This is a genomic window from Mesorhizobium sp. 1B3 (assembly GCF_050958605.1).
Taxonomy (GTDB): Bacteria; Pseudomonadota; Alphaproteobacteria; order Rhizobiales; family Rhizobiaceae.
Genome location: NZ_JBJHDO010000004.1, coordinates 414,161 through 438,200 on the forward strand (window position 1 = coordinate 414,161; position 24,040 = coordinate 438,200).

Sequence of the window (24,040 nt, forward strand, 5' to 3'; positions counted from 1 at the left end):
TCCTCTAGTCCAGCAGTACGACAGCGGTGGGCGCGTCCTCGTTGCCTGCGGCGAGTTCCTCGAACTCCACGACGGCATCGATCTCCGGTCCCATCGAGATGTTGGTGACCCGCTCGAGAATGAATTCGAGAACGACGGGCACCTGGTGTTCGGCCATGAGGCGTTTCGCTTCTGCGAAGGCTCCCGCGGCTTCCTCCGGCCGACGGACGCGGATGGCCTTGCAGCCCATCGCCTCGGCGACGGCAATGTGATCGACGCCGTAGCCGGCCTCGGCATCATCCAACCGGTTGACGTTCTCGAAGGCGAGGCTGACTTCGAAGTCCATGGAGAAGGGCCGCTGGGCCTGGCGGATCAGACCGAGATAGGCATTGTTCACCACGACATGGATGTAGGGCAGACGGTGCTGCGCTCCGACGGCGAGTTCCTCGATCAGGAATTGGAAATCGTAATCGCCCGACAAGGCGACGATCTCACGCCGAGGGTCGGCCGCCCGGACCCCGAGAGCAGCCGGCAATGTCCAGCCGAGCGGGCCGGCCTGGCCGCAATTGATCCAGTTTCGCGGCTTGTAGACATGCAGGAACTGCGCCGCCGCGATTTGCGAGAGCCCGATCGCCGACACGTAGCAGGTATCCCGGCCGAAAGCCCTGTTCATCTCCTCGTAGACGCGCTGCGGCTTTAGCGGCACCTCGTCGAAATGCGTCCTGCGCTTCATCGTCTTCTTGCGCTGGCGGCATGCGTCGGCCCAGCCCGACCAGTCGCGCAAGCGGCCCTGCGCCCTCCATTCGGTGGCGACATCGAGCAGTATCTTCAACGCGGCGCCCGCATCGGAAACCACGCCGAAGTCCGGGGCGAAGACACGGCCGATCTGGGTCGGCTCTATGTCGACATGGATGAACGTCTTGTCGGCCGTGTATTTCTCGATCGACCCCGTATGGCGGTTCGCCCAGCGATTGCCGATGCCGAGAACGAAATCGGCGGCGAGCATGGTCGCGTTTCCATAGCGGTGCGCGGTCTGCAGGCCGCACATACCCGCCATCAGCGGATGATCGTCGGGAAGCGTTCCCCATCCCATCAGGGTCGGCACGACCGGTACGCCTGTGATCTCCGCCAATTCGACCAGCAGATCCGACGCATCCGCGTTGATGATGCCCCCACCCGCCACGATCAGCGGCTGCTTGGCCTGATTGAGCATCGTCAAGGCTTTCTCGGCCTGTGCCCGCGACATTGCCGGCTTCACGACCGGCAGCGGCTCATAGGTTTCGATGTCGAACTCGATCTCCGACAGTTGCACGTCGAGGGGCAGATCGATCAGAACCGGGCCAGGCCGGCCGGAGCGCATGAGGTGGAACGCCTTCTGCAGAGCCATCGGCACCTGGTAGGGCTCCATGACGGTGGCCGCCCATTTCGAAACCGGGGCCGCGATCGCCGCGATGTCGACTGCCTGGAAGTCCTCCTTGGTCAGTCGCGCCCGCGGTGCCTGGCCGGTGATGCAGAGAATTGGGATGGAATCTGCCGAGGCGGAATAGAGGCCGGTGATCATGTCCGTCCCGGCCGGACCCGACGTTCCCAGGCACAGGCCGATATTGCCGGCGCGAGCACGGGTAAAGCCCTCGGCCATATGCGACGCGGCCTCGACATGGCGGGCCAGGATATGACGGATCGACCCTCTTGCCTTGAGCGCTGAATACAAAGGGTTGATCGCGGCCCCGGGTACGCCGAAGGCGACCGACATCCCTTCCTTTTCGAGAACGAGAACCGCCGCGTCAACGGCGCGCATCCTGGCCATGCCCGAGCCCTCCATGAGTTCTGTTGGAAAGAATGTCAGCGAGAAGGGTATTTTTCAATTTTTTTAGAATATTTTTTCATACTCTAAAAAAGAATACTTCCCTTTGATTCAACACGGGTTTCGGTTTTTCACGCGTGGACGGGTTTTCACGATGTAAAATATTTTTCTATAATCGCCGGATGGAAACTGCGGAAAAACGTCAGCGTGGCCGACCACGCTCCTTCAACGCGCCTGCCGAAACGGCATCGGTCCAGTCGCTCGACCGTGCTCTGCGCGTATTCGCCGTCGTCGCCGGCGGCGACGGAATGTCGTTGAGCGAAATTGCGGCCGAGACAGGCCTTGCGGCTTCGACCGCCTATCGGATGCTGATCACCCTGGAGAGCCATACAATGGTCGAGTTCGACCGCGCGGACCAATTATGGTCGATTGGAGTTGGAGCTTTCCGCGCGGGTTCGGCGTTCCTGCGCCGGCGAAAGCTCGCCGACCGAGCCCGCCCGGTGATGCAGGCCTTGATGGAAGAAACCGGCGAGACGGCCAATCTGGGGGTGGCGGAAAACGACTGCGTCGTATTCGTCAGCCAGATCGAGACCCACCAGGCGATTCGGGCTTTCTTCCGACCGGGCTCGCGCAGCCCTTTCCACGCGTCGGGGATAGGCAAGGCGATCCTGGCCCATCTCGACCCCAGCCGTGTCAAGGCGATTGCGGGCAGCGCCGGGCTTCCTTCCTACACGCAGCGCACGCTCGTCGGCCTGCCTGCCCTCACCCGGGATCTCGCCGAGATCGGGGTCCGCGGCTGGTCCGTAGATGACGAAGAACGTTTTGAGGGCATGCGGTGCGTGGCTGCGGCGATCTTCAACGAGTTCGCCGAGCCGATCGCCGGCATTTCCATTTCCGGACCGACCGTGCGGGTAACGCCGGAACGCCTGAACGATATCGGTCCGTTGGTTCACAGGGCCGCCGCCGAGGTGACAAGCATGATCGGCGGCGTCGCGCCCGTCGCGGACGAAGGCAAGGCTTCCGATCAGCCGATGCCGGTCACGTGACGGAGATAGAAGGCGAGCGCGACGAACCCGATCGCGAATGCGACGCCGTTCCAGTCGATTTGCTTCGATCGCGCCAGCCGCAAGAGCTGCAGCACGACGAGCCAGATCGCTAAGACCAGAAGCGCAAAGACAGCCAGCCTGACCATGGAATGTCCTCGGAACCTGCTTGTCCGAGCATTCTGAACGCTCGATCTGGCGAATTGATGTTCCTCGAGGCGTCCTGTGTTCACTCGGATATGCGCAGTCTCCGTTCCCTCCAGCGCGATGGGAACACAGCAACTGAACGTCATCGAATGCCAACCCGATTACAGCTTTCGGCCAGTTGGTAAAACGAGGAACAACGACCTACCTCACCGATATTCGCAAAAAGTTTGCCTTCGTCTTAGGTTCCTATCGGCTATATTTACGAAAAATAGACCATCTGGTGTAGGCGACCACAAACTCCAGTAAGTGGATTTCTCTTTTCCCCTCGGTTACTCTCTTGGACAAGGAGACCGAGCATGGAACGTCGGCTGGCCGCGGTCCTTGCCTTTGACATGGTGGGTTATTCCCGCCTGACGGGTTTGGACGAGCAGGGTACGCTGGCGGCGCTACGGCGACATCGCAGCGCAATCTTCAATCCGAGAGCTGCCCAGTATCACGGGCGCGTCGCCGCACTTACCGGCGACGGGGCAATGATGGAATTCTCCAGCGTCGTGGATTCCGTCTGCTTCGCGGTCGAGGTTCAGATCGCCCTGCGCCAGGAGAATGCCGCCATTCCGGAGGACCGGCAATACCGCTATCGGATCGGCATCAACATCGGCGACATCGTCCACGAGAACGGCGACATATATGGCGACGGCGTGAACGTCGCGAAGCGAACGGAGGAAGTCGCCGACCCCGGCGGAATCTGTCTTTCCGGCACCGCTTTCGAACAAGTGAAAGGCAAGCTCGATCTCACTTTCGAGGCGCTCGGCGAGAAAAGAGTCAAGAACATCGCCGAACCGATTCTCGTCTACCGCGTGAAACTTGACGGGAAGGCCGAGGCGCTGGCCACGCCGGCAACAGCCGCGAGCCCGCCCGCCGTTTCGGTGCGACCAGCCGCCACCCGAAGGGCGGCGTACGGAACGTTGGCAGCACTCTTCATCGTGACCGCCGGCGCCGCCTTCTGGTGGTGGCAACCATTGACCTCATGGCTGCAGCCGCAGGAGAGGTTTGCATATCCGCTGCCGGACAAGCCTTCGATCGCCGTTCTGCCGTTCATCAATGTGAGCAACGACGCCGAGCATGATCATCTTGCCGAAGGACTGACCGATGATCTGATCACCGAATTGTCCAAGGTGTCGGGCTTGTTCGTTATCGCACGACACTCGGTCTTCGCGTTGCAGGACTCGGCCGACCGGATACAGGAGATCGCCTCCGAACTCGGCGTTCATTTCGTGCTTGAAGGCACGTTGCAGCGAGCCGGCCAGCGGCTGCGGATAAACGTGAAGCTGATCGACGCGCTGACCGGTCTATCATTATGGGCCGAGCGCTATGATCGCCAATATGCCGATATCTTCGCCGTCCAGGACGACGTTATCGGCAAGATCATCTCTGCCCTGTCGGTCAAACTCAGCAAAGGCGAACGCGACCACCTGGCACGAATCCCCACCGACAATCTCGAGGCCTACGACTATTATCTGCGGGCCGAGCACGAGGGCTTCCTCTACAGTGACGTCGAGACATATCGGCGCACCTTGTCCTACTATCAGAAGGCGATCGACCTCGATCCCACTTTTGCCGAGGCGCACGCCGGCATTGCGCGTGTCGCCGTCGATGTCTGGCGCAACGACTACAATTTCCTCTGGTCGGCGGCGGTCGCTCGTAAGATCGCCTATGATGCAGCGGGCCAGGCGCTGAAGCTCGACCCGGACAACGCGCGCGCCCATACGGTCCTCGCCCTACTCCAACTGGTGGATGGGCGCGAAGCGGAAGCGCTGGATTCGGCGAACCGTGCCGTCGAGGTGCAGCCCAATGATGCCGAGGCGTTCGCCAATCTGGCGTTGATCCTTGCCCAGACAGGCAGCCATGACCAGGCGATCATCGCACTGGACAAGGCCCTACGCTTCGAGCCCGCGCCGCCGCCCAGCTTCAGGCTGCTCGCCGGCGTCGTGCTCTACACCGCCCGGTCCAACCGGCGTGCAATCGCGATGCTGACGGAGGCGGGCAACGCACTGCCCAATGCCGAACCTGCGCGCGAATACCTTGCCTCGGCATATGCCCATGAAGGCGAACTCGACCAGGCGAAAGAGGAGGCCGCCAAGCTGCTCCAGCTATTTCCGGACTGCAGCCTGACCTACTACAGCTATCTCTATGACCACTGGCTGGGCGAGGATTTGAACTACCATCTCGATGGACTGAGGCAGGCGGGAATCACGCAATGGCCGTTCGGTTTCGAGGGTCGCAACGACGATCGCGTCGGCGGCGCGGCGTTAAAGGACTTGACCACAGACAAGAGCTGGGTCGGCAAGCACAAGAACGGAACCGAGTTCGTCCAGTTTTTCGACAGTGCGGGAAATACCGCCTATCGGACGTCGAATACCAACATCACAGGCGTGATCCAGATCGAAGGCAATCAGCTCTGCGAGAAATTCGAGGGCTACTTCCTGGATCGAATGACCTGCGGCTATGTCTACCGCAACACCGGAACGGAAGAGCCTGCGGCCGGATACGTCCAGGTGACGCCGCAGGCTCTCAAGTTCTTCTCGCTCGCTAGCCAATAGCTGCCCCGCGGGTCTCGCAAACGCGCTCTACTGGGCCTCTTCCCGTGCTTTTTGCGCAACGATGGTCTTTTCGACTTCAGGCCAATACTTTTTGGCATCGACCACCTTCGTCGGGATCTTCTCAAAGCCCGAAGCGGCACCCGGGTCGTAGCTCAGATAGAGCTTGCCCTCGATGATCCGCCAGGCTTTCGGATCGATGTTCGTCGTGATCGTACCGAACGAGACCCCGTCAGCGCAAAGACCGCCATACTGCGGGGCATATTTCACCGGGTCTTTCTTGAAGAGATCCCGATTCTCCGCGCTGGCGAAATGCCACGTCGCTCCAAGCCACCGGTATGAGAATGCCTCGGAGCCTTCTACTGCCTTATGGTCGGTGAAGTAGGCGACCGGATCGTATCCCTTGATCGCGACATCTCCGAAATAGCCGGTGTTGACGAATTCATCCGCTGCCGCCGCTGGAGCGAACAAGCCAAGCGAAGCGCCGCAAAGCGCCGCGGTAGCCCACACTCCAATCGCAGCCTTTTGTTTTTTGACCATGTAGACCTCCTTGTCAGCGCCGCTCATGGCTGGCGCCGACCTCATTTTCGCTTGGTGCACTCCGTGAACAGCCAGTCGCCGACGATGTCAGCGGTCTGGCAAGCAGCTCCAGCCTTCAGCAGAAGAGTTGCTGAATCCCAGTGCTCGCGCCAGCCCGCCTGCGTCAGCGGGGTGTACCCGTTTCTTTCCTTTGCCTCGACCTCGGCCTTTTGGCTCAGCAGGAAGCCGACCACGTCGGCGTGCCCCTCCTCGGCTGCTGCATGCAACGGCGTCATCTTGTAGAAGTTCTCGCTGTCATTGACCGAGGCCCCCTTCCCGACCAGCAGTTCGACGACATCCAGATGACCGCCATAGGCCGCGGCATGAAGCGCGGTCAGGCCGTGCTTGTTGCGGATCTGGATATTGGCGCCACGTTCAATCAGCAGCGCCACTTCATCCTCGTGGCCGGCAAGGGAAGCGATGAGCAGCGCCGGTTCGCCGGCCTGGTCCCGCTCTTCCAGGGCAGCACCCTGGTCCAAGAGTTGCTTTGTTCTTTCGATATCGCCCTCACGAGCCGCGTCGTGCAGAGCGCCCGCCTTTGCCGCGGGCATGTCGAGAAACAGACAGGCGATCAGCATGAACAAATATTTCATGGCGACCCTCCGTTCGCGTATCTGGTTTTTACAGCGGCGGAATTTATTTTAATTTAGCACTCTCAACTATATCGAATCAACAAACCGGACATCTCCCCGGGAATACAATTCCGGCGTGCACCTTGAATTTTCAATTGCTGCCTTCGCCAAGAAAAAAGCGGCACCAATAACGAGTGAAGAGCCTCCGGAAACGATTTCGCCCCAGGGAAAACCACCGATCAGACCTCGTCCGCGAGGGGCAAAAGACAGCTGGCCGGCGACAGAGGCGCATCTCGTTCCTGTGCGACGAACGCTCGAGAAACCACAATTGACTTTACTGGCGCAGCGAATGTGCTAACCGGAGCGCCAGTGCCCTTGTAGCTCAGTTGGTAGAGCACCTGATTTGTAATCAGGGGGTCGCGGGTTCGAGTCCTGCCGGGGGCACCATTTCAACCCATTCCAGCTTCGAGACGATGCGCAACACCGGACCCGTCTTCGCCTTCGTCTCCTCCGATGCGCCGGATGCCCGAGAAGCTGCCGAGCGGCTCAGCGCTCGCTATGGCCAGGCTGACCTCGAGCAGGCCGAAACGATCGTAGCGCTGGGCGGTGACGGGTTCCTGCTGCAGACGCTTCGCGAGACGATGGGTTCGGGAAAGAAGGTCTACGGCATGAACCGTGGCACCGTCGGCTTTCTGATGAACGAGTTCAGCGAAGAGGATCTGAGGGAGCGCATCGCAGCCGCCGTTGCAGAGACGATCCGGCCGCTGGAGATGTGCACTGTCGACGCCGATGGACAGGTCGAAACGGCGCTTGCCATCAACGAAGTGTCGCTCTTCCGGCAATCTTATCAAGCCGCCAAGGTGTGCATCTCGATCGACGGCAAGGTGAGGCTCGAGGAACTCATATGCGATGGCGTGATGGTAGCGACGCCGGCCGGCTCCACTGCATACAACCTTTCGGCCCATGGTCCGATCCTGCCTCTCGACGCGCCCCTCCTCGCGCTGACGGCGGTCAGCCCGTTCCGCCCCCGCCGCTGGCGCGGCGCGTTACTTCCAAACAAGGTGACGGTGCGTTTCGATCTACTTGAAACCGACAAGAGGCCGGTCAACGCCGTGGCCGATCACACCGAGGTCAAATCGGTCGTCGAAGTGACGGTCAAGGAAGCCTATGACGCAACGGCGACTTTGCTTTTCGACGCCGGACACTCCTGGAGTGAACGAATTCTGGCCGAGCAGTTCCGGTATTAGCGACGCAGGTCTCTCGGTGGCATAAGGCAAGACCGGACCGAAAATCCCTCTTCGCTTCGCGTGGTTGTTCTGACACCATTGAAAACCAGAGAGACGAAATTAAGTATAAGGGGTCGGCGCCACGCGGACTTCGCGCGGCGTGTTGACAAATTGCTAACTTCTCCGTATCGCCATGCACATCGTGCAGACGCGAAGCGTTTGCGGAGGCTGCCCATCGGGGCCTCGCAACCAGCCAAAGACACCAGACACTTGTCCTTAGAAGATCAGACCGCTCAAGAAGCGTTGACTTTCGCAAGCCTCGGCCTTTCACCGAAGGTGCTTTCCGCAGTCACGGATGCCGGTTACCGAGAGCCGACACCAATTCAGGCCGGTGCTATACCGCACGCCCTGCAGGGTAAGGACGTGCTGGGCATCGCCCAAACCGGCACAGGCAAGACCGCCTCCTTCGTCCTCCCCATGCTGACGCGGCTTGAGAAGGGCCGCGCCCGCGCCCGCATGCCGCGCACATTGATCCTCGAGCCGACACGCGAACTCGCGGCGCAGGTCGAAGAAAACTTCGTCAAATACGGCAAAAACCACCGCCTCAACATGGCTCTGCTGATCGGCGGCGTCTCTTTCGACGAGCAAGATCGCAAGCTCGAGCGGGGCGCCGACGTGCTGATCGCGACGCCGGGGCGGTTGCTCGACCATTTCGAGCGCGGCAAGCTGCTTCTTACCGGCGTCGAGATCCTGGTGATCGACGAAGCCGATCGCATGCTCGACATGGGCTTCATTCCCGACATCGAACGCATCTGCAAGCTGATCCCGTTTACGCGGCAGACGCTGTTCTTCTCGGCCACCATGCCGCCGGAGATCACCAAACTCACCGAGCAGTTTCTTCATGCGCCGGTGCGCATCGAAGTGGCCAAGGCAGCCACGACCGCGTCGACGGTCACTCAGCGCCTCGTCAAGGCTGGTTCCAAGTCCTGGGACAAGCGCGCGGTGCTGCGCAAACTCATCCGGGACGAGGAAGAAGGCCTGAAGAACGCCATCATCTTCTGCAATCGCAAGGTGGAGGTCTCGGAGCTGTTCCGCTCTCTCGTGAAGCACGATTTCAACGCCGGCGCCTTGCATGGCGACATGGACCAGCGCGCCCGCATGACGATGCTGTCCAACTTTCGCGACGGAAAGCTCAAGCTTCTCGTGGCGTCCGATGTCGCTGCCCGCGGCCTCGACATTCCCGATGTCAGCCATGTCTTCAATTTCGACGTGCCGATCCACTCGGAGGACTATGTCCACCGTATCGGCAGAACCGGCCGCGCCGGCAGATCGGGCAAGTCCTTCACGATCGTCACGCGCTCCGATACCAAATATGTCGACGCCATCGAAAAGCTGATCGGCCAGGACATCGAGTGGCTCGACGGTGATCTTTCGACCCTTCAGGCCAGCGACAGCGAACAAGATGCGCCGCGCCGGGGCCGCGGTGCGCCGAAACGCGCTGGCCGCAAAGGCGAGAGCCGGCCCCGCAACGAGCGCGGGGATCAGCACGCCGACCAGGATGCTTCCGCTGTTGTCGTGAGTGCCGAGGCGGTCGAGGAACATCGCGCCCGCAAACATGCGATCCGCGCGGAAAATGCCGAGCGCAAGGCGAAGCACGAGCGGCGAGACGACCGTCCGCGTCGCCATCGCGAGGATGACGATGTCAACACGGTGGTCGGCTTCGGCGACGACATACCGGCCTTCATGAAGGTCGCCGTCAAGATTTGACTCCCCCTTGCATCGGCTTTTCCGCACGATACTTTCGGGCAAATCCGACCGGCGTCGTCCAATCGCTGATCTATTTTCCGGCTCTCAGCCCGGCTTCATAGGCCTTCCGCGCCCAAGGCGTCATCGCGTCGGCATCGTCCAATGCGCCGTCCGGCGCCGTCCAGTACGGCATCGCGACAAGCTTGCCGTGACGCGAACCGGTATATGTCCACTGCGTGCAACCCGCCGCGGCAAAGTCCGGCGCAGTTTCCGTGTCCGCTTTCAACATCAGTTCGCCACGAAGCTCGACCGCCACGATCACGCCATTGTGGTAGATGCCCTTGCCTCCGAATAGCTTCTTGACCTGAACCGGCCCCAGGCCCGAAAACAGGTCGGCTATCGCGTCATTGTCCATGATGATCAACCTTCATTCGAACGGAGGGAAGCACTGATGCCGATGATGCTCAAGGGTTCGTGCCATTGCGGCGCGATTCACTTCACCGTGCAAAGCCACACGCCCGTCCCTTATCAGCTCTGTTATTGCTCGATATGCCGCAAGCAGCAGGGCGGCGGCGGTTACGCCATCAACCTCGGAGCGGATTCGCGCACGCTCAAGATCACGGGCGAGGAACATCTCGGGCTTTACAGGGCGGAAATCCAGGATGACGAACGTCCGCATCGCGAGACTTCAACAGGTGAAAGACGGTTCTGCCGCGAATGCGGGGCCGCCTTGTGGCTCTACGATCCCACCTGGCCGGACCTGGTTCACCCCTTCGCTTCGGCGATCGATAGCGAGCTGCCCAAGCCGCCGCAACGCGTCCACCTGATGCTGAAATACAAGGCGTCCTGGGTCGAGCCGGACATTCGCAAAGGAGACAAGGCCTTCGAGCTGTATCCCGAGGAGTCCATCGCCGACTGGCATCGGCGCCACGGTCTCTGGGTGGATTGATACCAAGGCGGCCAGTATTTGCAGATGGGGAGAAGCGGCTCGGCGGCTCAGGCCGCGTTTGCACTGGCGCGCGCGTCGGCGAGAGCCTTCAGATCGGCCGGCTTCAGCTCCACCGATTCCCCGCAGCCGCACGCGGAACTCTGGTTGGGATTGCGGAAGGTGAAGCCGGTCCGCAACGTGGTGATCTCGAAGTCCATCTCGGTGCCAAGAAGGAACAGCGCCGCCTCGGGCGCGACATAGACATGGGCGCCGCCATGTTCGATGTGATCGTCCTTGGGGTTCGCCTCGGTCACGAGATCGATCGTGTATTCCATGCCAGCGCAGCCGCCTTTCTTGACGCCGACGCGAATGCCATGAGCATCGTCGCGCGATTCGACGATCTCGCGCACGCGGGCCGCGGCCTTGTCGGTCATGCTCATGACGGCAAAACGAGCCATGTCATTCTCCATTATCGCGCAGGTTGAAGGGCCTGCGGAATGATTCCTGCCTAAGATGGGGAAGATTCACGTTCGGCGCAACCCCATGGCACGTTCCCAACCCGTCCTGATTTTTAAAGAGAAATCCGCCCGTTCCGTGGAAGAACGCCCGTAAAAATGGAAGTGGCGGGGAACGTCTCGCGATTTCGGGGGTTCCTGCTTCTGTTCGACAGAAGGAGAAGAGACATGGATATCCGACTGAAGAGCGTGGTCGTTGCGGCCTTGCTTCTGGGTGGCACGGGGGTCGTAGCGGCACAAGACGTCATCATCGCCCCAGAACAAGAGACCGTTATCCGCGAATACGTCGTCAAGCATCAGGTCCAGCCCGTCGCACCGCCTCCGGGTGTGGAAATCACAGTGGGAACGACCCTGCCCGACACGGTGGAAGTCCAGAGACTTGATGTTCCAGACATGCCCACGAGATACAGCTACGTGGTGCTCGATGGGCGAACCGTTTTGGTCGAACCCGAAACGCGCAGGATCGTCCACATCATGCAGTAGGTCTTGCCGTCGGCACCGTAAAATTCCAAAGCGGTGCCCCGTCAATACCAGCCGACAGCGACTTGCGCCTCCTCGGACATGCGGTCCGGCGTCCAGGGAGGATCGAACACCATGTTCACCTCTACATCGGAGACGCCCTCGACGGCACCGACAGCGTTCTGGACCCAGCCGGGCATCTCGCCTGCTACGGGGCACCCGGGGGCGGTAAGGGTCATGTCGATCTTTACCGTGCGGTCATCTTCGATATCGACCTTGTAGATGAGGCCGAGTTCGTAGATGTCCGCCGGGATCTCGGGATCGTAAACCGTCTTCAGTGCGGAGACGATGTCGTCGGTCAGCCGCGCCAATTCCTCGGCGGGAATGGTCGAAGCCGAAAATACCCCGTGAGCGGTCGTCTCGGTCGTTTGATTATCCATCGTCGTCACCCGAAGAATCTCCGCGCCTTTTCCAGCGCCTCGGCCAGAACGTCGATCTCTTCTTTCGTATTGTACATGCCGAAGGACGCCCTGCATGTGGATGTGACGCCGAAGCGTTTCAACAGCGGCTGGGCACAATGCGTGCCGGCCCGTACCGCCACGCCGGCGCGGTCGATCACCATCGACACGTCATGGGCGTGTATGCCCTGCAGCTCGAAGGAGACGATGGCGCCCTTCCCCGGCGCGTCACCGAAGATACGCAGCGAGTTGATCGAGCGCAGTCTTTCGTGCGCATAGTCCTTCAGCTCCGCCTCATGCGCTGCGATGCGTTCGCGTCCTATCGCCTGCATGTAGTCGAGCGCCGCACCAAGCCCGATAGCCTGCACGATCGGCGGCGTGCCGGCTTCGAAGCGGTGCGGCGGGTCGTTGTAGGTGACGTTGTCTTCGGTCACCTCGAAGATCATTTCGCCGCCGCCATGGAAGGGCCGCATCGCCTCGAGCATTTCCTTGCGGCCGTAGAGGACACCGATACCTGAGGGACCATAGACCTTGTGGCCTGTGAAGACGAAGAAGTCGCAACCCAGGTCCTGCACGTCGACGGGCATGTGGACGGCGCTCTGGCTACCATCGACCAGGACCGGGATGCCGCGCGCATGTGCGATGCGGCAGATCTCCTTGATCGGCGTCACCGTGCCCAGCGCGTTCGACATCTGGGTGATAGCGACAAGCTTGGTCCGCTCGGTGAGCCGCTTCTCGAACTCTTCCAAGTGGAACACACCGAGATCGTCGACGGGCACCCAGACAAGCTTCGCACCTTGCCTTTCCCGGATGAAGTGCCAGGGCACGATGTTGGAATGGTGTTCCATGATCGAAAGGACGATCTCGTCGCCCTCGCCGATATTGGGCATGCCCCAACCGTAGGCGACCGTGTTTATGCCGGCCGTCGCGTTCGAGGTGAACACGATCTCTTCCGTGCTGGCGGCATTCAGGAAGCGCCGCACCGTTTCGCGCGACTTCTCGTAGGCGTCCGTCGCGGCGTTGGACAGGAAATGCAATCCGCGATGGACATTGGCATATTCCTGGCTATAGGCGTGGGTGACCGCGTCCAGCACCATCTGCGGCTTTTGGGCCGAGGCGCCATTATCGAGATAGACGAGCGGCTTGCCGTAGACCTCGCGCGATAGGATCGGGAAGTCGCGGCGGATTGCCTCGACGTCGTAGAGCTCCTCGATCTTACCGGGCGCGTTCATCGTATCACCCATGCGTCGCGAACCACGCGTCGAGCCGTGCCTCCAACGCTTCGACGATCGGCTCTTCCTCGAACTCCTCGACCACCTCCGCCAGGAACGCCTTCACCAGCAGCCCGCGCGCCGTCTTCTCGTCGATACCGCGCGCCATCAGATAGAAGAGATGGTTGCGGTCGATCTCGGTTACCGTCGCGCCATGGCCGCAAACCACGTCGTCCGCGAAGATTTCCAGTTCGGGCTTGGTCGAGAACTCCCCGTCATCGGAGAGCAGCAGTGTGTTGCACGCCATCTTGGCGTCGGTCTTCTGTGCGTACTGGTGCACGTTGATGCGCCCCTGGAAGACGCCCCGCGCCTTGCCGGTGACCACATTGCGAATGAGCTCGCTCGACCCGGTGTGGGGTACGGTATGGTCGAGCACCATCGTCACGTCGGTATGGCCATCCCCGGCAAGCAAATTCACGCCGCGCAGTGTGAAGTACGCGCCCTCGCCGGAGGCCCTGACGCGTATCTCCTGCCGGACGAGCCTGCCGCCGGCGTTCATGACGAACAGGGTAAGCTTGGCGTTCGCGCCGATATCCGCATTGAATTGGCCGAGATGCGTCGCATCGTCCGGCTGGTCCTGCACGATGATATAGACGACATCAGCGCCCTCGCCGATCAGCAAATGGCTGACGGACGAGACAAAGGCCGCACCGGTGCCGGTCTGCCGCTCGACGACCGTGGCCTTGGCTCCCGCGCCGACCCGGACGGGGAGGCGTACATGCGTCTGCCCGCCGGCCTGGACGTTCTGCAGTTCCAGCGGCGCGGCTAGCTCCGCACCGGGCGCGATATCGACGAAATAGCCGTCCGCGACGAAAGCCGCATTGATGGCGCCGATCGCGTCATCCGGACCGGCCAGCTCCATCGCAGGCGCGAAGCTGCCGTCGATCAGCTTGTCCTCGAGACGGCTGATCGCAACGCCTTCGATTTCGGGGGTCTTCTTGGCGGCAACGCCGTTCAGCACGGCGAGCACGGCCGCATCGGCAAGGACAGGCTCTCTTGCCTCGGCCTTCGCTGTCTGGTCATAGGCCGGCACGGCCGTCAGCATCCGACGGAAGTCGGTATAGTGCCAGGATTCGACACGACGGGTGGGAAGACCAGCCTTCACAGCCTCGATTGCCGCGTCGCGCTTGATCATGACCGCGCCGTCGCCGGGCAGCAGGGAGAGCCGCTCGTCGAAGCCGTCGACAAGCGTGGCCTCGGCAGGCGTGCGCTGGAGTTGCGTATGCATGTTCATGTCGGTCACCTACGCAGCTTCTTCGATGATGCCGGCATAGCCGTTGGCTTCCAGTTCGAGCGCCAGGCTCTTGTCGCCCGACTTGACGACCTGCCCCCGGTAGAGGACGTGCACGGAATCGGGGACGATGTGCTCGAGCAGCCGCTGATAGTGGGTGATCACCACGATCGACCGATTGGGCGAACGCAGCGCGTTCACACCGTCTGCAACGATTTTCAGCGCATCGATGTCGAGCCCGGAATCGGTCTCGTCGAGCACGCAGAGCTTCGGCTCCAGGAGCTTCATCTGAAGGATTTCGGCACGCTTCTTTTCACCGCCGGAAAAGCCGACGTTCAAGGGCCGCTTCAGCATGCTCATGTCCATGTTGAGCGCTGCCGCAGCGTCCTTGACCTTCTTCAGGAGATCGGGCGTCTTCAGCGGCTCCTCACCGCGCGCCTTGCGTTGCGCATTGAGCGCCACCTTCAGGAACTCCATCGTGGCGACGCCCGGTATTTCCATCGGATATTGAAAGGCGAGGAAGATACCGGCAGCGGCCCGCTCGGCCGGGTCCATTTCGAGGATCGAATGCCCGTCATAAAGGATGTCGCCGTCCGTCACCTCATAGTCCTCACGCCCGGCGAGGATGTAGGAGAGCGTCGACTTGCCCGATCCATTCGGCCCCATGATCGCGGCCACTTCGCCGTCCTTCACGGTAAGATTGAGCCCGCGGATGATCTCGGTGCCGTCTTCGACGATGCGGGCGTGGAGGTTCCTGATTTCCAGCATGATGAATTTCCGTCTCGTATAGCGGCGCATCGAGGCGCCATGTCGGTCCTGCCAGCCTGTCGCGCCGGCCACTGTTTCGATCGTGCGGGGCCGTCTAGCCCACGCTTCCTTCAAGGCTGATGCCGATCAGCTTCTGCGCCTCGACGGCGAACTCCATCGGCAGTTCCTGGATCACTTCCTTGACGAAGCCATTGACGATGAGCGCGATCGCTTCCTCCTCGGGGATACCGCGCTGCATGACGTAGAACTTCTGATCCTCGGAAATCTTGGAGGTTGTCGCTTCGTGCTCGAACTGTGCGGTCGAGTTCTTGGCTTCCATGTACGGCACGGTATGCGCGCCGCACTGGTCGCCGATCAGCAGCGAGTCGCAGTTGGTGAAGTTCCTCGCATTCGTCGCCTTGCGATGCGCCGACACCTGCCCGCGATAGGTGTTCTGCGAGAAGCCGGCAGCGATACCCTTGGAGATGATGCGGCTCGACGTGTTTTTGCCGAGATGGATCATCTTGGTGCCGCTGTCGACCTGCTGATAGCCATTGGAGACCGCGATCGAATAGAACTCGCCGCGTGAATTGTCGCCTCGCAGGATGCAACTCGGATACTTCCAGGTGATGGCGGAGCCCGTCTCCACCTGAGTCCAGGAGATCTTGGAATTCTTGCCCCGGCAGTCGCCGCGCTTGGTGACGAAATTATAGACGCCGCCCTTGCCCTGGGCATCGCCCGGATACCAGTTCTGCACCGTCGAGTATTTGATCTCGGCGTCATCAAGCGCGATCAGCTCGACGACCGCGGCGTGCAACTGGTTTTCGTCGCGCTGGGGCGCCGTGCAGCCTTCGAGATAGGAGACGTATGCTCCCTCCTCGGCAATGATGAGCGTCCGTTCGAACTGGCCCGTATTGCGCTCGTTGATGCGGAAATAGGTGGAGAGCTCCATGGGGCAGCGCACGCCCTTCGGCACGAACACAAAGGATCCGTCCGTGAACACAGCCGAATTGAGCGTCGCATAGAAATTATCGGTCGTGGGTACGACAGAGCCGAGATATTTCTTCACGAGTTCCGGATGCTCGCGGATGGCTTCCGAGATAGAACAAAAGATGACGCCGGCCTTGGCCAGCTCTTCCTTGAAGGTCGTCACCACCGAGATGGAATCGAGCACCGCGTCCACCGCGACACGCCCGGATTTGTAGACGTTGTCGTTGGCGTCTTCGAGGTCGGTGGCCGGCTTCTGCACGCCGGCGAGAATCTCCTGCTCCCTCAGCGGGATGCCGAGCTTCTCGTAGACCTTCAGGATCTCCGGATCGACCTCGTCCAGGGAACGCGGGCCGCTCTGGTTCTTCGGCGCTGCATAATAGTAGATGTCCTGGAAGTCGATCTTGGGATAGTCGACGCGCGCCCAGGTCGGCTCTTCGAGGGTAAGCCAGCGACGATAGGCGCCGAGACGCCATTCGAGCATCCAGTCCGGTTCGTTCTTTTTGGCGGAGATGAAGCGGATGATATCTTCGCTCAGGCCCTTGGGGGCCTTTTCCATCTCGATCTGCGATTCGAAACCGTATTTGTACTGGTCCACATCGATCTTGCGGACCTGCTCGATCGTCTCCTGCACAGCAGGCATCAGCCGTTCTCCATCCATGCCGGGGTCAAGGCCCGGCCGTTTTCAAACTATGGCACCGCGAAGCGGCGTAGTTCCCATATAGTGCGTTGCGATCGGGAATTCACCCGCCAATCGCCGAGGCGCCTGCAACGCTGCGAAACCTCCGGCCGAGGCCGGAGAATTCTGGTACGGCAACATAGCAATCTGCCGTTCCAAACCTTTGTTCGAGCATCGGATTCTCGCCGAGGCTCGAATTCTCCTGATGCAGGTCTTTGTCAAAAAAGCGCAAGACACTTTTCCGAAACCTGCTTACGCGGCCCTTTCTCTGCCGGACCGGCGCGCCAATATCCCGTCGAGTGCCGACTTGAAAAGCGCGATCTCCTCGCGCGTCGTCGACAGCCCGATGGAGAGTCGAAGGGCGCCAGCCTGGTCCCCACGCCCCATCGCCTTCAGCACATGGCTTGCCCCGACCTTGCCCGACGAGCAGGCCGATCCCGCCGACAGCGCCACCCCCGCAAGATCGAACGCGATCTGCACCGTTTCGGCTTTCAGGCCCGGTATGGAAAAGAACGTAGTGTTGGGCAGCCGCTCAGCGCCGCTCCCGAAAATCTCGATACCGGGATCGCTGGCGGCAAGGAAGGCTTCGATCTCGTCACGCAGCGCACGCACTTCCCCCATGCGGCCAAGGCCCTCACGAGCCTCGCGGGCGGCCGCGCCGAAACCGGCGATGGCGGCGAGGTTCTCCGTGCCGGCACGATGGCCCTTTTCCTGGCCGCCGCCCGTGATCAGCGGTTTCGGCATCATCAGGTCGGCGGCAGCGACAATCGCGCCCGCCCCCTTGGGTCCACCAATCTTATGCGAAGAGACGATCAGGTAATCGCCGCAAGTTCTTGTGATATCGAGAGGTATGCGCCCTGCTGCCTGCACGGCATCGAGCACCAGGACCCCGCCAGCCTCCCTCACCACTTTGGAGACCTCGGCGACAGGCTGGATGACGCCGGTTTCATTGTTCGCCGCATGGATTGCGACCAGCGGCAGGCCTGCAGACCGCTCATGATGGCCGAGCGCGGTACGCAACGCCCCGAGATCCACCACTCCCTGCCGATCGACACCGATCACTTCCACCTGGTCGGGCGCGAAACGTCCCCCGCCAAGGATGCAGGGATGGTCGGCTGCGGAAACATAAAGCCGAGCCATGCGCAATGCGCCGCGACCCATCTGCCAATCAGGAGAAAGCAGCGTCGTGGCGGCCTCTGTGGCGCCGGACGTGAGGAAAACGTGTTCGGGCTTGGCTGCGACCAACGCAGCAACTTCACGCCGGGCCTCCTCGATCAGGCGGCGCGCCGCGCGGCCTTCGCTGTGCACGGAGGACGGATTCGCCGGCATCGACAACGCGTCGGCGACAGCCGCACGCGCATCCGCTGTCAGTGGCGCGCTGGCATTGAAGTCGAGATAGGCGCGATCTGCAGCCATTCCGGTATTTTCGTCCTGTCAACTCACGTTTACGTGCGGGCTGGCGTTATTTCCTTGAAATCTCAAGGTCAGCCGTCCTATCTACCCGCTTCGAAGGCTGGGTGCTACCCAGTTTTGAACAATTCTAAACTAGCTTCTATGGAGCCGCCTGCGTCTCGTCAAGGCCGGACCGGGATATGTTCCCCGGTGGCCTCCCCGCAGGGCCCTGTCAAGTGGAGTATTTATGCCAGAGGTCATTTTTGCAGGACCCGCGGGTCGCCTTGAAGGCCGCTACCAGCCGTCCAAGGAAAAGAGCGCGCCGATTGCCATCATCCTGCATCCGCATCCGCAGTTCGGCGGGACGATGAACAACAAGATCGTCTACGACCTCTTCTACATGTTTCAGAAGCGCGACTTCACCACGCTGCGCTTCAATTTCCGCGGTATCGGTCGTAGCCAGGGCGAGTTCGACCACGGCACGGGCGAGCTGTCGGATGCCGCCGCCGCGCTCGATTGGGTGCAGTCGCTTCATCCGGATTCGAAGAGCTGCTGGGTCGCCGGCTATTCCTTCGGCGCATGGATCGGCATGCAACTTCTGATGCGCCGCCCCGAAATCGAAGGCTTCATCTCCATCGCACCTCAGCCGAACACTTACGACTTCTCCTTCCTTGCGCCTTGCCCGTCCTCCGGATTGATCATCCACGGCGACAGCGACAAGGTAGCGCCGCCGAAGGACGTCCAGACTCTCGTGGACAAGCTGCACACGCAAAAAGGCATCACGATCACGCAGAAGACTATGTCAGGCGCGAATCATTTCTTCGCGAACCACAGCGACCAACTGATCGAGGAATGCGCCGACTATCTCGACCGCCGGCTGGCCGGCGAGCTGGCGGACCCCCGCCCAAAACGCCTGAAATAGCTGGCGCCGCTGGCCCGGGCCTAGAGTTATGGCGGCTTGGGGGTCGGATTCCACGACGAGGTAGATGGACGGGAAGCGCCTGACGGCGCTTCCCCTATCTTTACTTGGCTTTCAGCAGATCGCCAACTTCGAGCAGCACGAACTCGTTGTCGTCCGCTTTGTCGAGCGCCCTGCCCGCCGAGAATGGCAGGTTGTTGTCATTGCCGACCACGATGTGGCTGTCGTCCACCACGTCGACATTCTCGATGGTCACGAACGGCATGTCGTAGAAGCCGTCGCCGCCGCCCTGTCGCTTCTTGTTGTCCGGATCCGATATCCTCAAGAGATCGATATACCCGATCTTGCGCACGGCGTTACCGGCATTCTCGTCGGTCATCTCGATCTTGTAGACGCGCTTGACCTTGGACGCCTGGGCGAAGCAATCGGGTTTCGGATCGGCCGGATCGGCACAGGCCTGCGCTGTCACGCCCGCGCCATTGTCGCGCTCGATGACAAGGGCGGTCGTGGCGTCGATCATGTTGAAGTCGCCGATCGCTTCGCCACCTTCCGCAAGCGGATAAAGCCAACTTCTGCCGGTCCATTTCTTGCCGGCGACATCGAACTCGACGATCCGCAGCGCCGTCTTCCCATCCGCTTTTTCGACAGACCCGTCGGGCATGTAGCGAGGGCCTTCCAGAAGGCCATAAAGCTTGCTGCCGTCCTTCGACATGGCGAGGCCCTCATAGCCACCGGAACGCTTCAGGTTGAAGACAGGGTTCTTTGCCGTGGGGTTGGCAGGCAGCGCAAGCTCCGGATGATCGGGGGAACGCACGGATTCGTCGTCCACCATGGTGGCGAATACGTCGGTCAGCCTGCCTTCCCTGTCGAATTTCAGGAGATAGGGTCCAAACTCGTCGCCGATCCAGAAACCGTCGGAGACCGGCTGGATCGATTCGATATCGAAATCCGCGCCCGTGAGGAAACGGTTGTCGCTGCCTTCCAGAACGATCGGGAAAGGTGCCTTCTTGTCGGGATCGGTCAGAAAAACCGTCTTCATGCGATCCACGGAGCCGGCTTCCCAGTCGAATTTCAGATGATGAAGCATAAGGGCCGCGTCGCTGGAATTCAGCTTGCTGCCGAAACCATTGTCCGAAAGAGACCAGAACGTGCCATCCCCGTTGGCCTTGATGCCGGAGAACCCCTGCACTGGTTGGCCGTCGAAAGGCAGTGAAAGTCCCGTCGGCCGCAAGCCGTCCTTGCCCGGCACCGTGCCGAGACCTCCAGCCCGGCGCCGGTCTGACGTCGTGAATTTTCCGGACGTCCGGAGATGCTGCGGGGCATTCTCCGGTGCTTTCACCATGGTATTGGCCGGAAGGATCGCATGCCCGACGAGCTTGGCGGCGAATTCCTGTTCGTCGGCGGGAGCAGCAGCGGTCAGCGCGATGATCGCGGCTGCCGCGAGAAGTGAACGTCGCATGGAAAGAACCTGTTTCCCTGAGGTGGATTGGAACAGCCTCCAGCTATGTCCGCCCCATGTCGGACGGGTGACATTTGCATGAAACTTTGATGATCTCCGCCGGCCATCAGCGCCAAGCCATTTTCGCGGCATCGACGAAAACCCCGGCATCCTATTGAAAACAAGGGATTTTCAGCGAGCGAGGCGGGACAGCTCCAGCGTGTATACTACAGTCGACATACTTCTCGCTTCGTGTCACCTTTCCCGTGCTTAGAATCACCCGAATACTAAGGGGACGTTTCATGTCTAGCTTCGAAGTCTACAAGGACAAGAAGGGTGAGTTCCGCTTCCGTTTCCGTGCGGGGAACGGCGAGCCAGTGTTTGCGTCGGAGGCGTATAAGACCAAAGCGTCGGCTCTGAAGACGATCGAGTCTATCCGCAAAAATGCGGCGGATGCCGCACTGAAGGACATCACCGTGGCGCCGAAAGCGGCTCCCGCCAAAACTGCCAAGCCTGCCAAGAAAGCTCCGGCCAAGGCCAGCACGGGAGCAAAAACCGCTGCAAAGGCTAAACCGGCTGCAGCGGCCAAGTCGACAGCAGCGGCAAAGACGACTACCGCTGCAAAGGCGAAGGCACCTGCGAAGTCAAAAACAGCCGCCGCCCCGAAAGCCAAAAAGGCTGCCCCGTCGAAGGCAAAAGCTACGAGTTGATCGGGTTCGATCGGCACCGGCATGCAAGCATGATTTCGGCTTTGCTCCGGCTCTGTTTCTGCAGGCCGGGGTATTTGTGGCGGGAGGCTTCAGCGGGAATGGTGGCGCTGGCTCTTGTTCAGCCTCATAGTGTCATGGCGTCGCGAACACGCCGCCCGTTACGGCTTCACGGCACCCGGTCGTCGTCGGAAAAGTGAGGGGCAGCTCTTCGCGGGCCCTGACCGCAAGGTAGGCCCATGCTTCGGCCTCCATGGCATCACCGTCGAGGCAGACATCCTCCGCCAGGACGACCTCGGCATCGACAACACCTGCGCGAAGGTCGCGCAGAATGTGCGGGTTCTTGCGCCCACCGCCGCAAATGACCCAAAGCTTCGGCTGCTCCGGCATGTGCTCCGCTGATTTCAGGATCGCTTCCGCGGATACGGCAGCCAGCGTTCTTGATCCGTCCGCCAGCTCCAGCCCCGCCACCTCGGCCAGTGTGAAATCGTTGCGATCGAGGGATTTTGGCCCGCCCCTGGCGAAGAACGGATTGCCGAGGTAACGCTCGACGACCGCCCGGACGACACTGCCCTCGTTGGCAATGGCGCCACCGGCGTCGAAGGGGACGCCGCCTTCTCGCGAGACCCATTGATCGATCAATGTGTTGCCGGGCCCGCTGTCGAAGGCGACGGGATCACCATGCTCCGGTACGTAGGTGACATTGGAGATGCCGCCTATGTTCACGAAGACGACGGGGAACCGCCCGGCAAAGGGTTGGGGCAGCGTTCCCGCGAGCGCGGCATGGTAGACCGGCACGAGCGGCGCCCCCTGACCGCCATGCGACATATCGTTTGCCCGCATGTCGTAGACGACTGGACATCCCGTGAGCTGTGCCAGCAACCGCCCGTCGCCGATCTGTACCGTCACCCCTGCCTCGGGCCGATGCAGAACGGTCTGACCATGGAAGCCGATCATTTCGGGCCGGCCCCAGCCTCCAGCGGCTTCGCGCAGAAATCGCGCGACCGCTCCGGCGTGCAGCCGCGTGATCTCATGCTCGAGCGCCTGGAGATCACCAGGCCGTTCCTCCCGGCGCACGATCGCCTTGGCGTCGCCCAGCGCCTTCTCGATGCGCCTGCGGAACGTCGTCTCATAGGGGACGAACATCGACGGCCCGCGTTCGACGAGATGTTCTCCGTCCGTGCGCAACATCGCGACATCGATGCCGTCCATCGACGTGCCGCTCATCAACCCGATAGCGCATGATACCGCCATTTCGACCGCCGTCCTTGTGATTCCTGATGCACGGATGCTAAAGGCGCGGCAGCCGTAGTGCCAATCTCGCGGCCACGATATGTTTTCCGCCGAAAGAAGAGACCATGTCCGCCTTCAAATCCGACTTCCTGCGCACGCTTTCCGAGCGCGGCTTCATCCACCAGATCTCGGATGAAACCGGTCTCGACGAACTTTTCGCCAAGGAGGTCGTGACAGCCTATATCGGCTTCGATGCAACGGCGAAGAGCCTGCATGCCGGCTCGCTTATCCAGATCATGATGCTGCACTGGATGCAGAAGACCGGGCATCGTCCCGTCGCGCTAATGGGCGGCGGCACCTCGATGATCGGCGACCCGTCCTTCAAGGACGAGGCGCGGAAGCTGCTGACCCCGGCCGATATCGACGCCAACCTTGCCGGCATCCGTCGCAACTTCGCTCCTTACCTCGCCTTTGGCGAGGGTCCACGCGATGCGATGATGGTCAACAATGCCGATTGGCTAATGGGTATCAACTACGTCAACTTCCTGCGTGACGTTGGCCGGCACTTCTCGGTCAATCGAATGCTCTCCTTCGATTCCGTCAAACTCAGGCTCGATCGCGAACAGTCGCTCTCTTTCCTCGAGTTCAACTACATGATCCTCCAGGCCTACGATTTCGTGGAGCTGAGCAAGCGTTACGGCTGCCGGTTGCAGATGGGCGGCTCCGACCAGTGGGGCAACATCGTCAACGGCATCGACCTCGGTCACCGCATGGGCACGCCCCAGCTCTTTGCGCTGACTTCGCCGCTGCTCACCACATCCTCGGGCGCGAAAATGGGCAAAACCGCCTCCGGCGCCGTCTGGCTGGACCCGGACATGTTGAGCCCCTACGAGTTCTGGCAATATTGGCGAAACACCGAGGACGCCGATGTCGGCCGGTTCCTGAAGCTCTACACGACCTTGCCGATGGACGAGATCGCGCGGCTCGAGGTTCTGGGCGGCGCTGAGATCAATGAGGCCAAGAAGACGCTGGCGACCGAGATCACCGCGCTGCTGCACGGCCGGGAAGCCGCGGAGACGGCCGCGGAGACGGCGCGCAAAACCTTTGAGGAAGGCGCACTGGCCGAAAGCCTGCCTACGATCGAGATCCATAAGGCGTCGCTCGAAGCCGGCATCGGACTGCTTTCCCTGTTCGTTATGGCCGGTCTGGCGGGCTCGAACGGCGAAGCCCGTCGCCATGTCCAAGGCGGCGCGGTCCGGCTCAACGACCAACCCGTGTCGGACGGGCGCCGCAGCGTCACTCTCGCCGATCTCACTGGGGAGGGCGTGATCAAGCTGTCGCTCGGCAAGAAAAAGCACATTCTCGTCCGGCCCGCTTGAGTGC

The 24,040-nt window shown here is 61.2% G+C and carries 22 protein-coding genes, 1 tRNA gene and 1 pseudogene; 10 read left to right on the forward strand and 14 right to left on the reverse strand.

The window, feature by feature from the left end:
* Positions 1–4: 4 nt before the first annotated feature.
* Positions 5–1,786: a glyoxylate carboligase gene (gene gcl / locus ACCO56_RS13955; RefSeq protein ID WP_433641351.1), complete on the reverse strand. Its 1,782-nt coding sequence runs from the start codon at positions 1,784–1,786 to the stop codon at positions 5–7.
* Between the two features lie 179 nt (positions 1,787–1,965).
* Between gcl and bhcR the strand changes: the two genes are divergently transcribed.
* Positions 1,966–2,829: an HTH-type transcriptional regulator BhcR gene (gene bhcR / locus ACCO56_RS13960; RefSeq protein WP_433641352.1), complete on the forward strand. Its 864-nt coding sequence runs from the start codon at positions 1,966–1,968 to the stop codon at positions 2,827–2,829.
* Here bhcR and ACCO56_RS13965 read toward each other — a convergent pair.
* On the reverse strand, positions 2,808–2,975 hold the full coding sequence (locus tag ACCO56_RS13965; RefSeq protein WP_433641353.1) for a hypothetical protein: 168 nt from the start codon (positions 2,973–2,975) through the stop codon (positions 2,808–2,810). The genes bhcR and ACCO56_RS13965 overlap by 22 nt on opposite strands.
* 354 nt (positions 2,976–3,329) lie before the next feature.
* On the opposite strand from ACCO56_RS13965, the gene ACCO56_RS13970 reads away from it, so the two are divergent.
* Positions 3,330–5,573, forward strand: coding sequence for a tetratricopeptide repeat protein (locus ACCO56_RS13970; RefSeq protein ID WP_433641354.1), 2,244 nt, complete (start codon positions 3,330–3,332; stop codon positions 5,571–5,573).
* A gap of 27 nt (positions 5,574–5,600) precedes the next feature.
* Here ACCO56_RS13970 and ACCO56_RS13975 read toward each other — a convergent pair whose 3' ends face one another.
* The gene (locus tag ACCO56_RS13975; protein WP_433641355.1) at positions 5,601–6,110 is read right to left on the reverse strand and encodes a YHS domain-containing (seleno)protein; all 510 of its coding nucleotides are present in this window, start codon (positions 6,108–6,110) and stop codon (positions 5,601–5,603) included.
* Positions 6,111–6,151: 41 nt separating this feature from the next.
* Entirely contained in the window at positions 6,152–6,742 is a 591-nt protein-coding gene (locus tag ACCO56_RS13980) for an ankyrin repeat domain-containing protein (RefSeq protein ID WP_433641356.1), read from the reverse strand.
* Positions 6,743–7,092: 350 nt separating this feature from the next.
* On the opposite strand from ACCO56_RS13980, the gene ACCO56_RS13985 reads away from it, so the two are divergent.
* The 3 genes from ACCO56_RS13985 to ACCO56_RS13995 all read left to right on the forward strand — a co-directional run bounded on the left by ACCO56_RS13985 (position 7,093) and on the right by ACCO56_RS13995 (position 9,714).
* A tRNA-Thr gene (locus ACCO56_RS13985) sits at positions 7,093–7,168 on the forward strand.
* A gap of 26 nt (positions 7,169–7,194) precedes the next feature.
* A complete protein-coding gene (locus ACCO56_RS13990) occupies positions 7,195–7,968 on the forward strand; it encodes an NAD kinase (RefSeq protein ID WP_433641357.1) in 774 nt (257 codons plus the stop codon).
* A gap of 282 nt (positions 7,969–8,250) precedes the next feature.
* Positions 8,251–9,714 carry a DEAD/DEAH box helicase gene (locus ACCO56_RS13995; protein ID WP_433641358.1) on the forward strand — a complete coding sequence of 488 codons (1,464 nt, stop codon included), beginning with the start codon at positions 8,251–8,253 and terminating at the stop codon, positions 9,712–9,714.
* Between the two features lie 70 nt (positions 9,715–9,784).
* On the opposite strand, the gene ACCO56_RS14000 is transcribed toward ACCO56_RS13995, so the two are convergent.
* A complete protein-coding gene (locus tag ACCO56_RS14000) occupies positions 9,785–10,108 on the reverse strand; it encodes a TfoX/Sxy family protein (RefSeq protein ID WP_433641359.1) in 324 nt (107 codons plus the stop codon).
* A 36-nt stretch (positions 10,109–10,144) separates the two neighbouring features.
* Between ACCO56_RS14000 and ACCO56_RS14005 the strand changes: the two genes are divergently transcribed.
* Complete coding sequence (locus ACCO56_RS14005) at positions 10,145–10,642, forward strand: GFA family protein (RefSeq protein ID WP_433641360.1); 498 nt, start codon at positions 10,145–10,147, stop codon at positions 10,640–10,642.
* A gap of 47 nt (positions 10,643–10,689) precedes the next feature.
* Here the strand turns inward: ACCO56_RS14005 and sufA are convergent, their stop codons facing one another.
* The gene (sufA, locus tag ACCO56_RS14010; RefSeq protein ID WP_433641361.1) at positions 10,690–11,079 is read right to left on the reverse strand and encodes a Fe-S cluster assembly scaffold SufA; all 390 of its coding nucleotides are present in this window, start codon (positions 11,077–11,079) and stop codon (positions 10,690–10,692) included.
* A gap of 225 nt (positions 11,080–11,304) precedes the next feature.
* Here sufA and ACCO56_RS14015 point away from each other — a divergent pair, with 225 nt between their 5' ends.
* Positions 11,305–11,619, forward strand: a complete 315-nt coding sequence (locus ACCO56_RS14015) for a DUF1236 domain-containing protein (RefSeq protein WP_433641362.1) — start codon at positions 11,305–11,307, stop codon at positions 11,617–11,619.
* A gap of 41 nt (positions 11,620–11,660) precedes the next feature.
* Here the strand turns inward: ACCO56_RS14015 and ACCO56_RS14020 are convergent, their stop codons facing one another.
* The 6 genes from ACCO56_RS14020 to ACCO56_RS14045 all read right to left on the reverse strand — a co-directional run bounded on the left by ACCO56_RS14020 (position 11,661) and on the right by ACCO56_RS14045 (position 18,384).
* Positions 11,661–12,035 carry an SUF system Fe-S cluster assembly protein gene (locus tag ACCO56_RS14020; protein WP_433641363.1) on the reverse strand — a complete coding sequence of 125 codons (375 nt, stop codon included), beginning with the start codon at positions 12,033–12,035 and terminating at the stop codon, positions 11,661–11,663.
* Positions 12,036–12,040: 5 nt separating this feature from the next.
* Positions 12,041–13,285, reverse strand: coding sequence for a cysteine desulfurase (locus ACCO56_RS14025; RefSeq protein WP_433641364.1), 1,245 nt, complete (start codon positions 13,283–13,285; stop codon positions 12,041–12,043).
* A gap of 4 nt (positions 13,286–13,289) precedes the next feature.
* Positions 13,290–14,558 carry a Fe-S cluster assembly protein SufD gene (sufD, locus tag ACCO56_RS14030; protein WP_433641365.1) on the reverse strand — a complete coding sequence of 423 codons (1,269 nt, stop codon included), beginning with the start codon at positions 14,556–14,558 and terminating at the stop codon, positions 13,290–13,292.
* Positions 14,559–14,567: 9 nt separating this feature from the next.
* Positions 14,568–15,323, reverse strand: coding sequence for a Fe-S cluster assembly ATPase SufC (sufC, locus tag ACCO56_RS14035; protein ID WP_433641366.1), 756 nt, complete (start codon positions 15,321–15,323; stop codon positions 14,568–14,570).
* Between the two features lie 94 nt (positions 15,324–15,417).
* Positions 15,418–16,932: a Fe-S cluster assembly protein SufB gene (gene sufB / locus ACCO56_RS14040; protein ID WP_433641367.1), complete on the reverse strand. Its 1,515-nt coding sequence runs from the start codon at positions 16,930–16,932 to the stop codon at positions 15,418–15,420.
* 288 nt (positions 16,933–17,220) lie between these two features.
* The gene (locus ACCO56_RS14045; RefSeq protein WP_433641368.1) at positions 17,221–18,384 is read right to left on the reverse strand and encodes a cysteine desulfurase family protein; all 1,164 of its coding nucleotides are present in this window, start codon (positions 18,382–18,384) and stop codon (positions 17,221–17,223) included.
* 223 nt (positions 18,385–18,607) lie between these two features.
* On the opposite strand from ACCO56_RS14045, the gene ACCO56_RS14050 reads away from it, so the two are divergent.
* Entirely contained in the window at positions 18,608–19,282 is a 675-nt protein-coding gene (locus ACCO56_RS14050) for an alpha/beta hydrolase (RefSeq protein WP_433641369.1), read from the forward strand.
* A gap of 100 nt (positions 19,283–19,382) precedes the next feature.
* On the opposite strand, the gene ACCO56_RS14055 is transcribed toward ACCO56_RS14050, so the two are convergent.
* Positions 19,383–20,738, reverse strand: a complete 1,356-nt coding sequence (locus tag ACCO56_RS14055; RefSeq protein WP_433641370.1) for an esterase-like activity of phytase family protein — start codon at positions 20,736–20,738, stop codon at positions 19,383–19,385.
* Between the two features lie 281 nt (positions 20,739–21,019).
* On the opposite strand from ACCO56_RS14055, the pseudogene ACCO56_RS14060 reads away from it, so the two are divergent.
* A pseudogene (locus tag ACCO56_RS14060) lies at positions 21,020–21,199 on the forward strand (YegP family protein); the annotation flags it as partial.
* Between the two features lie 360 nt (positions 21,200–21,559).
* On the opposite strand, the gene ACCO56_RS14065 reads toward ACCO56_RS14060, so the two are convergent.
* Positions 21,560–22,678, reverse strand: a complete 1,119-nt coding sequence (locus ACCO56_RS14065) for an anhydro-N-acetylmuramic acid kinase (protein WP_433641371.1) — start codon at positions 22,676–22,678, stop codon at positions 21,560–21,562.
* Positions 22,679–22,782: 104 nt separating this feature from the next.
* On the opposite strand from ACCO56_RS14065, the gene tyrS reads away from it, so the two are divergent.
* Complete coding sequence (gene tyrS / locus ACCO56_RS14070; protein ID WP_433641372.1) at positions 22,783–24,036, forward strand: tyrosine--tRNA ligase; 1,254 nt, start codon at positions 22,783–22,785, stop codon at positions 24,034–24,036.
* Positions 24,037–24,040 lie beyond the last annotated feature (4 nt).

Excerpts from the sequence above, each read along its gene's own strand:
- gcl (WP_433641351.1), bottom strand. The coding sequence starts at position 1,786 with ATGGCCAGGATGCGCGCCGTTGACGCGGCGGTTCTCGTTCTCGAAAAG.
- bhcR (WP_433641352.1), top strand. The coding sequence starts at position 1,966 with ATGGAAACTGCGGAAAAACGTCAGCGTGGCCGACCACGCTCCTTCAAC.
- ACCO56_RS13965 (WP_433641353.1), bottom strand. The coding sequence starts at position 2,975 with ATGGTCAGGCTGGCTGTCTTTGCGCTTCTGGTCTTAGCGATCTGGCTC.
- ACCO56_RS13970 (WP_433641354.1), top strand. The coding sequence starts at position 3,330 with ATGGAACGTCGGCTGGCCGCGGTCCTTGCCTTTGACATGGTGGGTTAT.
- ACCO56_RS13975 (WP_433641355.1), bottom strand. The coding sequence starts at position 6,110 with ATGGTCAAAAAACAAAAGGCTGCGATTGGAGTGTGGGCTACCGCGGCG.
- ACCO56_RS13980 (WP_433641356.1), bottom strand. The coding sequence starts at position 6,742 with ATGAAATATTTGTTCATGCTGATCGCCTGTCTGTTTCTCGACATGCCC.
- ACCO56_RS13990 (WP_433641357.1), top strand. The coding sequence starts at position 7,195 with ATGCGCAACACCGGACCCGTCTTCGCCTTCGTCTCCTCCGATGCGCCG.
- ACCO56_RS14000 (WP_433641359.1), bottom strand. The coding sequence starts at position 10,108 with ATGGACAATGACGCGATAGCCGACCTGTTTTCGGGCCTGGGGCCGGTT.
- ACCO56_RS14005 (WP_433641360.1), top strand. The coding sequence starts at position 10,145 with ATGCCGATGATGCTCAAGGGTTCGTGCCATTGCGGCGCGATTCACTTC.
- sufA (WP_433641361.1), bottom strand. The coding sequence starts at position 11,079 with ATGGCTCGTTTTGCCGTCATGAGCATGACCGACAAGGCCGCGGCCCGC.
- ACCO56_RS14015 (WP_433641362.1), top strand. The coding sequence starts at position 11,305 with ATGGATATCCGACTGAAGAGCGTGGTCGTTGCGGCCTTGCTTCTGGGT.
- ACCO56_RS14020 (WP_433641363.1), bottom strand. The coding sequence starts at position 12,035 with ATGGATAATCAAACGACCGAGACGACCGCTCACGGGGTATTTTCGGCT.
- ACCO56_RS14025 (WP_433641364.1), bottom strand. The coding sequence starts at position 13,285 with ATGAACGCGCCCGGTAAGATCGAGGAGCTCTACGACGTCGAGGCAATC.
- sufD (WP_433641365.1), bottom strand. The coding sequence starts at position 14,558 with ATGAACATGCATACGCAACTCCAGCGCACGCCTGCCGAGGCCACGCTT.
- sufC (WP_433641366.1), bottom strand. The coding sequence starts at position 15,323 with ATGCTGGAAATCAGGAACCTCCACGCCCGCATCGTCGAAGACGGCACC.
- sufB (WP_433641367.1), bottom strand. The coding sequence starts at position 16,932 with ATGCCTGCTGTGCAGGAGACGATCGAGCAGGTCCGCAAGATCGATGTG.
- ACCO56_RS14045 (WP_433641368.1), bottom strand. The coding sequence starts at position 18,384 with ATGGCTGCAGATCGCGCCTATCTCGACTTCAATGCCAGCGCGCCACTG.
- ACCO56_RS14050 (WP_433641369.1), top strand. The coding sequence starts at position 18,608 with ATGCCAGAGGTCATTTTTGCAGGACCCGCGGGTCGCCTTGAAGGCCGC.
- ACCO56_RS14055 (WP_433641370.1), bottom strand. The coding sequence starts at position 20,738 with ATGCGACGTTCACTTCTCGCGGCAGCCGCGATCATCGCGCTGACCGCT.
- ACCO56_RS14065 (WP_433641371.1), bottom strand. The coding sequence starts at position 22,678 with ATGGCGGTATCATGCGCTATCGGGTTGATGAGCGGCACGTCGATGGAC.
- tyrS (WP_433641372.1), top strand. The coding sequence starts at position 22,783 with ATGTCCGCCTTCAAATCCGACTTCCTGCGCACGCTTTCCGAGCGCGGC.